The organism is Kitasatospora sp. NPDC048545, assembly GCF_040651155.1.
Taxonomy (GTDB): domain Bacteria; phylum Actinomycetota; class Actinomycetes; order Streptomycetales; family Streptomycetaceae; genus Kitasatospora.
Genome location: NZ_JBEZIQ010000013.1, coordinates 178,581 through 190,482, shown reverse-complemented (window position 1 = coordinate 190,482; position 11,902 = coordinate 178,581). Strand labels below are relative to the sequence as shown.

Here is an 11,902-nt window from a genome sequence, read left to right as displayed (position 1 = left end):
TTGCCGAGCCCGACCTCCGTCAGCACCTCCTCCACCCGACCGAGCGGGATCCGGTTGCTGCGGGCCAGCGCCGACAGATGCGCCCGGGCGCTGCGCCCGCCGTGCACGTCGCCCGCGTCCAGCAGGGCGCCGACGTGGCGCAGGCCGCGCGGGCGGCCCGCGAAGGGCACGCCGTCCACGGTGACGGTGCCCGCGGTGGGGGCGTTGAGGCCCAGGATCATCCGCAGGGTGGTGGACTTGCCGGCGCCGTTGGGGCCGAGGAAGCCGGTGACGGTGCCCGGCCGGACGGTGAAGGTGAGGCGGTCGACGGCCGTGGTGGCGCCGTACCGCTTGGTCAGTCGCTCGATCTCGATCACGGGGACAACGCTGCCGGTCGGAGGCCCGCCCCGGCATCGGGCGCCGGGCCACAACACGGCCCGTGGCACTGGCCCCGGGGATTACGCCCGCGGGCCGATGTGCCCCCGTGCGGGCCGCCGCTACCATCGCGTCATGATCATCGAAGGTCGTCGGCCGCTGCTGAAGCGCCTCCCCGCCGGGGTGTGGGTGGGGGCGCTCTGGACGGCCCTGGTCGTGTTCCGCTTCTTCACGCGCGAACACGAACTGCGCCACCTGTTCGACTACCAGGGCAACCCGGAGGACATGCCGCTGGTGGTCAGCGCGGTCGTCACCACCCTGGTCGCGTCCCTGCTGGTCCGGCTGCCGCTGGTGGCCGTCGCGGTGGCCCTGGCGGGCAGCATCTTCGCGCTGGGGATGTGGCAAGTCCCGGAGACCACCGGGCTGCAGTTCCTGATCGCCGACGGGGTGGTCGGCTACTGCGCGGCCACCCGGTCCCGCCGCGTCTCGCTGAGCGCCCTGGGGCTGCCGCTCGCCACGCTTGCCGCACTGTTCCTGTGGGGCGTCGCCGACGACTTCCCCGTCAACCCGTTCGCCTACGCGGGCTTCGCCGCCACCGTGCTGATCGCCTGGCTGGTCGGCAACACCGTGCACCAGGGGCGCGCCCACACCGAGGCCCTGCGCGGCCGCGCCACCGAGCAGGCCGTGACCGCCGAACGGCTGCGGATCGCGCGCGAGTTGCACGACATGGTCGCGCACAACATCGGCATCATCGCGATCCAGGCCGGCATGGGCAGCCGGGTCATGGACACCCAGCCCGCCGAGACCCGCAACGCGCTGAACGCCATCGAGGCGACCAGCCGGGAGACCCTGGCCGGCCTGCGCCGGATGCTCGGCGCCCTGCGGGCCGGCGAGCAGGAGTCCGCCCCGCTCGAAGTCGCTCCGGGGCTGGCCGAGTTGGACCGGCTGGTGGAGCGGAGCGCGGGTGCCGGCGTCCGGGTCGCGCTGACCCGCGACGGCGAGCCGCGCGCACTGCCCGCCGACGTCGACCTCGCGGCCTTCCGGATCGTCCAGGAGGCGGTGACCAACGTGGTCAAGCACTCCGGCACCCGGGACTGCCACGTCACCGTCGACTACCGGCCGGAGGAACTCGCCGTCGCCGTCGTCGACCTGGGCGCCGGACCGGCGACGGCCGGCCCCGGGACCGGCTACGGCATCGCCGGCATGCGCGAGCGGGTCGCCCTGCTGCGGGGCGAGTTCAGCGCCGGCCCGCGCCCCGAAGGCGGCTTCCGGGTCGCCGCCCGACTGCCGATCCCCGTGGAGGTGGGACCGTGATCCGTGTCGTTCTGGTGGACGACCAGCCGCTCATCCGCACCGGCCTGCGCGTGCTCATCGCCGACGCCCCGGACCTGGAGGTGGTCGGCGAGGCCGGCGACGGCGCCGAGGCCGTCGAACTGGTCGCCCGGCTGCGCCCCGACGTCGCCGTGATGGACATCCGGATGCCCGGCGTGGACGGCATCGAGGCCACCCGCCGGATCACCGCCGACCCGGACCTGCCCACCCACGTCCTCGTCCTCACCACCTTCGACGACGACGACTACGTGTACGGCGCGCTGCGGGCCGGTGCGAGCGGCTTCCTGGTCAAGGACCTCGCCCTGGAGACCATCCTGGACGGCGTCCGGGTCGTCGCCGCCGGGGACGCGCTGATCGCCCCCGGCATCACCCGCCGCCTGATCGGCGAGTTCGCTGCCCGACCGGACGCCGCCGCCGCGGACCGGCCCCGGCGGGCCGTCGTCGGCGGCGTCACCGAGCGCGAGCGCGAGGTGCTCACCCTGGTCGGCCGCGGCCTGTCCAACACCGAGATCGCCGAGGAGCTCACCATCAGCGTGGCCACCGCCAAGGCCCACGTCGCCCGGCTCTTCACCAAGCTCGCCGCCCGCGACCGCGTCCACCTGGTCATCCAGGCCTACGAGTTCGGACTCGTCAGCCCGTAGGGACCGGGCGTTCGCGAAGCACCGGGGCGGGCCCGCACGGCCACCCGGCCCGCCCGGGTGGACCGCGGATCCGCTGCCGCTACGAACCCGCGACCTCGCCGATCGAGGTGATCCGTCCGTGCGGGTCCAGCGCCACGTCGTACGCGTTGCCGTGGCACCCGTAGGGATCCGCCGGGTCCCGTTCCGCCAGGCAGTCGTTGAGGTGGACGACCAGGTCCTCCAGCGGCACGGGCCGGGCCGGGTCGCCGTGCGACCGGTCGACCAGGGTGGCCGTGACGCCGTCCGCCGAGAAGCCGTAGTGGACGGCGCTGCCGGTGGCCGTGTAGCGGGCGGGGCCACAACTGTGGCGGGCGGGGCGGGCGGTGAGTTCGGCGGTGCTCGCGGAGACGACGACGAGGACCTCGTGGCCCGGGAGTTCGGCGGGTGCCGTGCAGGCGGTGGAGGCGGCGGCGGAGGGGGCGTCGGCGGTGGCCGACGGGTCCTCGGCGGGTGCGTAGGCCTCCTCCCCGTCCTCCCCCTCCACCCCGTACTCCTCGTCGTCGAGGAGGTAGTCCTCGTCGAGGAAGTCGTCCGCGGCCTCGTCGGCGACGGCGGCGGCGGAGGCGGCGGCCACCGTGGGGCGGGACTCGGCGGGGGTGCAGCCGGTGACGACGGCTGCTGTGCCGCAGGCGAGCAGGGCTACGGCGAGGAGGTTGCGGGGCACGGCCATGGCACAAGTCTCCCCGGGCGGCGGCGGTTGTCGGTACATAGGTCATACGACAACTACCGAGAGTAGGTTCCCTCCCCCGCCGGACGTGCGGGTCCGGCGGGGGAGGAAGTCTTCGAGGCGGCGTCAGGCCGCCACCGTCCGCGGCCGCTCGTACGCCTTGCGCAGCCGCGTCTGCGCCTCCGCACCCGCCCGCAGGTGGTCGAGTCCGAGCAGGGCCGCGCCCAGGATCGGCGGCGCGACGACGACCCGGGGCTCGGCCAGCGGCGCGGCCCGCGCGAGACGGTCCTTCAGGTTGTCCAGCAGCAGCGGCTGTTCGGAGGCGAGCACGCCGCCGCCGAGCACGACCGGCGTCGGGGAGTCCAGCAGGCCCAGGCGCCTCAGCGCGACCACGGCGAGCCGGACGATCTCGTCGGCCTGGCGGTCGACCAGCTCCAGGGCGACGGCGTCCCCGCCCTCCGCGACCGCGAACAGCACCCGGGCGATCTCGTGCAGCCGCTCGACCGGCAGGTGCCCGAGGTGGACGGCCTCGGCGACGGCGCCCGCACTGGCCAGGCCGAAGTGCCGGGCGATGGCGGGGGCGAGCGCGGTGGGCCCGCCGCGGCCGTCCTCCGCCCGTACGGCGTGCCACATGCTGGTGATGGCGAGGCCGGAGCCGCCGCCCCAGTCGCCGGTGAGTTCGCCGAGGGCGGGGAAGCGGGCGGTGCGCCCGTCCGGCACCAGGCCGACGCAGTTGATCCCGGCGCCGCAGACGACCGCGACGCCGCGCGGGCCGTCGGTGCCGGCCCGCAGCAGGCCGAAGGTGTCGTTGGCGACGGTGTTGCTGACGCCCCAGGGGTGGGATTCGAGGGCGTCGTGCAGGGCCCGCTCCTCGACCGGCAGGTCGGCGTTGGCGAGGCAGGCGCTGACGTGGCTGGTGAGCACGCCGTTCCAGGCCGGGTGCCCGGCCTGGGCGGCGGCCTGCCGGACGAGCGGTGCGAGGCCGGCGACGGCTGCGGCGCCGCCGATCTTCTGGGGTGCGAAGCCGCCGCCGCGGGCGGTGCCGAGGACGGTTCCGTCGACGCCGATCAGGGCGACGTCGGTCTTGGAGTTCCCCGCGTCGATGGCGAGTACGCCGGGCAGGAGCGGTTCGGGCTGGTGGGTCATCGGGTCCCCGCGGCTCGTACGTGGCCCGGCCGGGAAGTCGTCGGCCGGGGGTGCCCGGCCGGGTGGTCGTCGGCCAGGGGTGGACGGTCTCCTCGCGGTGGCCGGCTCGCGCCCCGAGGGGGTCGCGGGCGGGCCACCACGGGCCGGGTCAGGCCCAGACGAGGTGCTCGCGGTTGTGGGCGAGCAGCCGGTCCGTGAGCCGGTCGGCGAGTTCGATCTGGCCGACCAGCGGGTGGGCGAGCAGTGCGTCGAAGACCCGGTCGCGCCCGCCGTGCAGGGCGGCGTCGAGGGCGAGGTGCTCGTACGCGGTGACGGCGGCGACGAGGCCGGCGTACAGCGGTTCCAGCGGGCGCTGCGGCAGCGGGCGCACGCCGGCCGCGTCGACCTCGGCGGGCACCTCGATGACGGCGTCGTCCGGCAGGAACGGCAGGACGCCGTCGTTGCGGGTGTTGACCACCTGGACGGAGGTCCCGCCGCCGGTCCCGAGCAGGGCGGCGATCAGCTGGACGGCGGCCTCGGAGTAGAAGGCGCCGCCGCGCTCGCCGAGCAGTTCGGGCTTGGTGTCCAGGGCCGGGTCGGCGTACATCTCCAGCAGCTGCCGCTCGATCTCGGCGACCCGGGCGGCCCGCGAGCCCTGCTCCTTGAGCTCGGCGACGACCGCGTCGTGCTGGTAGAAGTACCGCAGGTAGTAGGACGGCACGACGCCGAGCCGTTCGATGACGGGCAGCGGCAGGTGCAGGTCGTCCGCGATGTCCTTGCCGAAGTCCCGCAGCAGTTCGGGGAGCACCTCCCGTCCGCCGGAGGCGCCCGGGCCGTCCAGCAGGGTCACCCCGCGCTCCCAGGTGAGGTGGTTGAGCCCGACGTGGTCGAGCCTGACCAGCTCCGGGGCCACCCCGAGGTGCGCGGCGAACTTGCGCTGGAAGCCGATCGCGACGTTGCACAGCCCGACGGCCTTGTGGCCCGCGGTCTGCAGCGCCCGGGTGACGATGCCGACCGGGTTGGTGAAGTCGACGATCCAGGCGTCCGGGTTGGCCCGGCGCACCTGCTCGGCGATGTCCAGCACCACCGGGACGGTGCGCAGCGCCTTGGCGAGCCCGCCGGCGCCGGTGGTCTCCTGTCCGACGCAGCCGCACTCCAGCGGCCAGGTCTCGTCCTGGTCGCGGGCCGCCTGCCCGCCGACGCGCAGCTGCAGCAGCACGGCGTCGGCGTCCGCGACGCCCGCCGCCAGGTCGGTGGTCACGGAGACCGCGGCGGAGTGGCCCTGCTTGGCGAAGATCCGCCGGGCGAGCCCGCCGATCAGCTCCAGCCGCTCGGCGGCCGGGTCGATCAGCACCAGCTCGCCGACCGGCAGGCTGTCGCGCAGCCGGGCGAAGCCGTCGATCAGTTCCGGGGTGTACGTCGAACCACCGCCGACGATGGCCAGCTTGAGCGCGGTGGCGCCGGACGTCTTCGGTGCGGACATCAGCCCTTGACCCCTGTCAGTGTCACGCCTTCGATGAAGGCCTTCTGAGCGAAGAAGAAGAGGATGATCACCGGTGCCATCACCAGCAGGGTGGCGGCCATGGTGAGGTTCCAGTTGGTGTGGTGGGCGGCCTTGAAGGACTCCAGCCCGTACGACAGGGTCCAGGCCTCGCGGTTGTTGCTGGCGTAGATCTGCGGGCCGAAGTAGTCGTTCCAGCAGTAGAAGAACTGGAACAGCGCGACCGCGGCGATGGCCGGCCTGGCCATCGGCAGGACCACCCGCAGCAGGGTGCGCAGGTCGCCGCAGCCGTCGATCCGGGCGGCCTCGATGTACTCCTTGGGGATGGTCATCAGGAACTGGCGCAGCAGGAAGATGGAGAACGCGTCGCCGAACGCCATCGGGATGATCAGCGGCCAGAGCGAGCCGCTCAGACCCATCTGCTTCGACCAGAACAGGTACATCGGGATGACGGTGACCTGCGGCGGCAGCATCATCATCGCGATGACCGCCATCAGTGCCAGGTTGCGGCCCCGGAAGCGGAACTTGGCGAGCGCGTAGGCGACCGGGAGGCTGGAGACGACGGTCAACAGGGTGCCGGCGCCCGCGTACAGCAGGGTGTTGCGCCACCAGGTGAGGAAGCCGGGGGTGTTCCAGACCTTGCCGTAGTTGCCCCATTCCCAGTGGGTGGGCCAGTAGTCGGTGGTGAGCGCCTGCTGGTCGTCCATCAGCGAGGTGAGCAGGACGAACACGAAGGGCAGCAGGAAGAACAGCGCGGCGGCGACGGCCAGGGAGTGGACGGCCACCCAGTCGAGCAGTGCGCGGCGCCGGGCGGCCCGGGCGGCGGGGCTGCCGGGGCGGGCGGCGGGACGGGTGGCGCCGGTCGGGGCCGGCGCCTCGGTGAGCGTGTTGCTGGGAGTCATGGTCAGGTCCTCACTGGCCCGCTAGTCGTCGTTCGCCATGAAGCCGGACTTGCGGCGGAGCAGGATCGAGGTGACGGCCATCGAGATGGCGAACAGCACCAGGGCGACCACGCACGCCGCGCCGTAGTTGAAGCGTTGGAAGCCCAGGTTGTAGACCATCTGCGGCAGGGTCCACGTGGAGCCGCCCGGGTAGCCCGGTTCGAACTGCTGGCCGGAGTTGCCGGCGATGCCGCTGGCGACCTTCCCGGCGACGATCGCCTGGGTGTAGTACTGCATGGTCTGGATCACCCCGGTGACCACCGCGAACATGATGATCGGCGAGATGTTGGGCAGCGTGACGTACCGGAACCGCTGGAACGGGCCGGCACCGTCCAGCTCGGCCGCCTCGTACTGCTCCCTGGGGACGTCCAGCAGCGAGGCCATGAAGATGACCATCAGGTCGCCGACGCCCCACATGGCGAGCAGGGTGAGTGCGGGCTTGGACCAGTCCGGGTCGGCGAACCAGCCGGGCTGCGGCAGACCGATCTCGCCCAGCAGGTGGTTGACCGGGCCGGTGCCGGGGTTGAACAGGAAGGCGAAGGCGACGGTCGCGGCCACCGGCGGGGCCAGGTACGGCAGGTAGAACACGGTGCGGAAGAAGCCGGCGCCGGTCTTGACCCTGGTGATGAGCATCCCCACGCCGAGGCCGAAGGCGACCCGCAGGCTCACCATGACGACGACCAGCCACAGGGTGTTGCGCAGGCCCTGCCAGAACGTCGGCAGCTGGTCGAAGACGTAGTCCCAGTTCTTCAGTCCGTTGAAGCTGGGCTGGCCGAAGCCGTTGTACGAGGTGAAGGAGAAGTAGGCGGTGGAGACCAGCGGGTAGACGAAGAAGACGCCGAACCCGACCAGCCAGGGGGAGAGGAAGGCGAGGGTGCGGGCCGCCTCCCGGCGGCGCTTCCGGCGCAGCAGGTACTGCGTGGAGGGCGCCGCCGGGCCGGACGGTCCGGCGCCGGCCTTGCCGCCGTTCCTCTTCCGGGTGCCGAACGCGAGTGACATGGGAGCTCCGTGGGCCGTTCGCGGCGCTTACTTGGCCTGGGCGATGTCGGTGTCGATCTGCTTGGCCGTGGCGGTCAGACCGGCCTGGAGGTCGGTCTGCTTGCCGGACTCGTAGTCGTAGCCCAGGTTCTGCAGGGAGACGATGTAGCCGCTGCCGTTGACGGCCGGCGGGGTGGTGCCGGAGTGGGCGTTCTTGGCGATGTCCAGGAAGGTCTTGAGGTTGTCGTCGCTGACCAGCTTCGGCGAGTCGAGCGCGGCGAAGGTGCTGGGCACGTTGTGGATCGCGTTGGCGAAGCTGACGACCGCGTCGGTGTCGGTGGTCAGGTACTTGACGAACTCCCAGGCGGCGGCCTGCTTCTTGCTGGTGCTGGCGATGCCGACGATGGTGCCGGTCTGGTAGCCGCGCCCGTAGGTGTCGGCCTGGTCGTCCGGGACGGGGAACGCGGCGGTGGCCCACTCGAAGCCGGGCTTGTTCTCGGCGAGCGAGGCGGTGCGCCACTCGCCGTCGAGGGCCATCGCGAGCTGGCCGGTGTGGAAGGGGTTCTTGGCGCTGAACTCCTCACCGAAGGTCGAACGGTACTTCTCCAGCTTGGTGTAGCCGCCGAGCTGGTCGACCATGCCCTTCTGCCACTTGAGCATCGCGGCGACCTTCGGGTCGGCGGCGATGTTCGACTTGCCGTCGGCGCCGAAGTAGGTGGCGCCGTACTGGCCGAGGTAGTGCTCGGTGGTGGACTCGTAGCCGTGGTAGAGCGGCATGAAGCCGAGCTGCTTGTACGAGTCGCCGTCGGGGACGGTCAGCAGGGCGGCGTCCGCGGCGAACTCGCTGAAGGTCTTGGGCGGGTGGGCGATGCCCGCGGCGGCGAAGGCCGTCTTGTTGTAGTACAGACCGTACGCGTCGCCGAGCAGCGGCAGCGAGCACTGGTTGCCCTGGAACTGGGTGTAGTTGAGCATCGCGGCCGGGAAGGTCTTGGCCGCGTCGATGCCGCTCTGCTGCAGCAGGGGCTTGAGGTCGACGAAGGCCTTGGTCGAGCAGAACATGCCGACGTTGTTGGTGGTGAAGGAGGAGACCACGTCGGGCGCGTCGTTCCCGCCGGCCCGCAGGGCCTGGTTGACCTTGTCGTCCGGGATGTTGCCGACGGCCTTGACGTGGATGTTGGGGTGGGCCTTCTCGAAGGCGGCGATGTTGTCGTCGATCGCCTTGGTCTCGTTGTCCTGGCTCCAGCCGTGCCAGAAGGTGATGGTGACGTCCTTGCCGCTGGCCGAGTCGTCGTTGCCGCCCGAGTCGCTGGAACCGGTGCAGGCGGTGGCGAGCAGGGCGAGGACGGCGCTGCCGGCGACGGCGACCATCGTGCGGCGGCCTCGGCGGGAGGTGGTGGCGTGCACTTCGAGGTCCTCCTGGGAGTGCGCGGGCAGGCGTCGTTGCCTCGGTTCCCGCGTTCGGGGGTTGGGGAGAGGTGGGCGCAGGGGAGCGTCGGTGGGTGGGAGCGGCGGGGGCGGCCGCGGGCGGGAACGTCGGTGGGCGGCGGCTGTGGGTGGGGCGGTGGGTGGCGTCAGTGGGTGGAGAAGACCGCCTCGCGAGCGTCCGACAGGGCGCGCTGCAGGGCGCCGAGCAGCACCGGCGAGTCGGGCAGGGCGCTGCTGCGCACCTCGGGCCGGGCGATGGAGAGCTTGGCGAGTTCGTCCTCGACGAGCGCGCGCAGGCGTTCGCCGCCCGCGCTGGGCACCGCGCCGGAGAGGACCACCAGCTGGGGGTCGACGACGGCGACGATCACGGTCAGCCCGACCGCGAGCCGCCCGGCCAGTTCGGCGAGGAAGGCGTCGCCGGCGCCCGGGGTGGCCAGCGCCCGGACGATCGACTCCTCCGCGGTGGGCGCGCCGAGCCCGTGCTCGCGGGCCAGCGCCCGGACGGCGGGCGCGCCGACCAGGGCCTGGTAGCCGCCGAAGTTGCGGCGGCGGGAGTCCCACTCGACGGGCGAGTCGGGCACCGGCATGTAGCCGACCTCCCCGGCGCCGCCGGTGAAGCCGCGGTGCAGCCGCCCGGCGATGACGATCGCGGCGCCGACACCCGCCTCGGCCCAGAGCAGGACGAAGTCCTCGAACCCGGCCGCCGCGCCGGAGGCCTGCTCGGCGACCGCGGCCAGGTTGACGTCGTTCTCGATGGACACCGGTGCACCGATCGCCTCGGACAGCTCCTCGACCAGTCGCGGCGAGTGCCATCCGGGCAGGTGGGAGGCGTACCGCAGCTTGCCGGTGACCGGGTCGGGGGCGCCGCCCAGGCCGATCGCGACGGCGCGCAGGCCGGTCCCGGTGATCCCGGCCGTCCGGACCGCCCCGGCGACCGCGGCGGCGACCGTGGCGACGGTCTCGGCGGCCGGCACGCCCTTGGTCGTGACGGTGTGCTCGGCCAGCGTGGTGCCGGTGATGTCGGCGACCGCGACCCGGATCCCGCTGTTGGTGACGTCCAGCCCGGCGACGTACCCGGCGGCGGGATTCACCTGGTACAGCTGCGCGTTGGGCCCCGGCCCGCCCGCCGTGGTGCCGACCGGCAGGACCAGCCCGGCCGCCTCCAGCCGGGCCAGCAGCTGGGAGGCGGTGGGCTTGGACAGCCCGGTCAGGGCACCGATCTGGGTGCGGGAGAGCGGGCCGTTCTCCAGCAGGAGTTCGAGGGCGGCGCGGTCGTTGATGGCCCGCAGCAGGCTCGGGGTGCCGGCGAGGGGGGCCTTGGCGGTGCTCTTCGTCATGCCGGAATCCTCCTCTTTCGGCTGGTCGGGGATGCCGCCGGGTGGCTGTGAGGCGGCTTCCGTGCGGACGGGCGCGAGCTTCGGGCGAACTGTTAGGAAACTTTCCAGTCGCTTGGGAAGGACGGTAAGGGCCGCGTCAGCGGGGTGTCAATGGTCGGCGGAACGGAGGATGCCGAAGCGTTACCGGACAGCGCGGAGCCCCGCCCCCACGACCGTGGGAGCGGGGCTCTCCGTCCCGTTCGCGAGGCCCCCGCCCGCGGCCCCGCCGCACCTGGCGGCCCGCGGCCCGGGGAGTCCTACGGCTCCGACTTCGGCACCGCGATCGGCTCGCTCGCCCGGAACCGGGCCGAGTTCGGGTCGGCGAGCGCGGACGGCGCCGCCTGCTCGGCCGCGGGGACCGGCGCCGGCGCGATCACCACTCCGGTCGCCGCGCCCGCCGCACCGGCCGCCGCCGGGGCCTCCTCCTTGACCTTGATCCCGGCCCGATCGAAGGCCACCTTGAGCCGCTGCCGCAGCGCCCGGGAGACCGCCGCCGACTTGCCGGGTGCGGTCCGGGCCTCGACCCGCACCATCACCGAGTCGGCCGCGACCGACTCCACGCCCAGGATCGACACCGGTGCCCAGACCAGCTCGTCGTACGGCGCCTCCTTGGCCAGTTCCTCGGCGGTCTGCAGGATCAGGTCCTCGACCCGCAGCAGGTCCTCCTTGTAGCCGATCTGCACGTCCACCGAGGCGGTCGCCCAGCCCTGGCTCATGTTGGCGATCCGCTTCACCTCGCCGTTGCGGATGTACCAGATCTCGCCGTTGGCGCCGCGCAGCTTGGTCACCCGCAGGCCGACCTCCAGCACCGTTCCGGTGGCGACCCCGGTGTCGATCTCGTCGCCGACGCCGTACTGGTCCTCCATGATCATGAAGACCCCGGAGAGGAAGTCGGTGACCAGGTTGCGGGCGCCGAAACCGATCGCCACACCGGCCACACCGGCGCTCGCCAGCAGCGGTGCCAGGTTCACGCCCAGCGCGGAGAGCACCATCAGCGCCGCCGTGCCCAGGATGGTGAAGGAGGCCACGCTGCGCAGCACCGAGCCGATGGCCTCCGAGCGCTGCTGGCGCCGCTCCGGGTTCACCACCCCGGTGTTGGCCAGCAGCCCGCCCAGCCGGCTCTCCTCCTGGTGCTCGGGGGAGCGGGCCATCCGCCCTATCAGCTGGGTGATCAGCTTGCGCACCATCGCCCGCAGCACCAGGGCCAGCAGCACGATGAAGACGATCCGCAGGCCCGAGGCCAGCCAGCCCTGCCAGTGGGTGTCGAACCAGCTGGCGGCCTGCTTGGTGGTGTCCGAGACCTCCTGCGCGCTGGTCGGGATCCGCAGGTCCAGATTCGGCAGCTGCCCGGTGGGGCTGGGGGCCGGCGTCGGGGCGGAGGGCGTCGAGGACGCGTCGGACAGACCGGTGGCGCCGGAGCTGAACACGTGCGGACCTTCCTTGCTGGATTGCGTGTCGGGCCCGCACCGCCGGCAAGCGGCCCGGGGGACCGTGCGCCTTAGCCTATCCGCCGCCGCACACCC

At 72.9% G+C, this 11,902-nt stretch carries 11 protein-coding genes; 2 read left to right on the top strand and 9 right to left on the bottom strand.

What is annotated here, in order from left to right; genetic code table 11:
- On the bottom strand, positions 1–356 hold a 356-nt coding region (locus tag AB0D10_RS15625), incomplete at its 3' end, for an ATP-binding cassette domain-containing protein (RefSeq protein ID WP_360256002.1).
- Positions 357–489: 133 nt separating this feature from the next.
- On the opposite strand from AB0D10_RS15625, the gene AB0D10_RS15620 reads away from it, so the two are divergent.
- Together AB0D10_RS15620 and AB0D10_RS15615 are read left to right on the top strand one after the other, a co-directional pair.
- On the top strand, positions 490–1,668 hold the full coding sequence (locus AB0D10_RS15620; RefSeq protein WP_360255999.1) for a histidine kinase: 1,179 nt from the start codon (positions 490–492) through the stop codon (positions 1,666–1,668).
- Positions 1,665–2,327, top strand: coding sequence for a response regulator transcription factor (locus AB0D10_RS15615; RefSeq protein ID WP_360255997.1), 663 nt, complete (start codon positions 1,665–1,667; stop codon positions 2,325–2,327). The genes AB0D10_RS15620 and AB0D10_RS15615 overlap by 4 nt, the downstream gene beginning before the upstream one ends.
- Before the next feature lie 79 nt (positions 2,328–2,406).
- Here the strand turns inward: AB0D10_RS15615 and AB0D10_RS15610 are convergent, their stop codons facing one another.
- The 8 genes from AB0D10_RS15610 to AB0D10_RS15575 all read right to left on the bottom strand — a co-directional run bounded on the left by AB0D10_RS15610 (position 2,407) and on the right by AB0D10_RS15575 (position 11,806).
- Entirely contained in the window at positions 2,407–3,036 is a 630-nt protein-coding gene (locus AB0D10_RS15610) for a hypothetical protein (RefSeq protein ID WP_360255996.1), read from the bottom strand.
- Between the two features lie 123 nt (positions 3,037–3,159).
- Complete coding sequence (locus tag AB0D10_RS15605; RefSeq protein ID WP_360255993.1) at positions 3,160–4,179, bottom strand: BadF/BadG/BcrA/BcrD ATPase family protein; 1,020 nt, start codon at positions 4,177–4,179, stop codon at positions 3,160–3,162.
- A 148-nt stretch (positions 4,180–4,327) separates the two neighbouring features.
- Positions 4,328–5,641, bottom strand: a complete 1,314-nt coding sequence (locus tag AB0D10_RS15600) for a 6-phospho-beta-glucosidase (protein ID WP_360255990.1) — start codon at positions 5,639–5,641, stop codon at positions 4,328–4,330.
- Entirely contained in the window at positions 5,641–6,561 is a 921-nt protein-coding gene (locus AB0D10_RS15595) for a carbohydrate ABC transporter permease (protein ID WP_360255987.1), read from the bottom strand. The genes AB0D10_RS15600 and AB0D10_RS15595 overlap by 1 nt, the downstream gene beginning before the upstream one ends.
- Before the next feature lie 21 nt (positions 6,562–6,582).
- Positions 6,583–7,599, bottom strand: a complete 1,017-nt coding sequence (locus tag AB0D10_RS15590) for a sugar ABC transporter permease (RefSeq protein ID WP_360255984.1) — start codon at positions 7,597–7,599, stop codon at positions 6,583–6,585.
- Positions 7,600–7,626: 27 nt separating this feature from the next.
- Positions 7,627–8,946, bottom strand: a complete 1,320-nt coding sequence (locus AB0D10_RS15585; protein ID WP_360256037.1) for an ABC transporter substrate-binding protein — start codon at positions 8,944–8,946, stop codon at positions 7,627–7,629.
- 203 nt (positions 8,947–9,149) lie between these two features.
- Entirely contained in the window at positions 9,150–10,340 is a 1,191-nt protein-coding gene (locus tag AB0D10_RS15580) for an ROK family transcriptional regulator (RefSeq protein WP_360255982.1), read from the bottom strand.
- A gap of 296 nt (positions 10,341–10,636) precedes the next feature.
- Positions 10,637–11,806, bottom strand: a complete 1,170-nt coding sequence (locus tag AB0D10_RS15575) for a mechanosensitive ion channel family protein (RefSeq protein ID WP_360255980.1) — start codon at positions 11,804–11,806, stop codon at positions 10,637–10,639.
- Positions 11,807–11,902 lie beyond the last annotated feature (96 nt).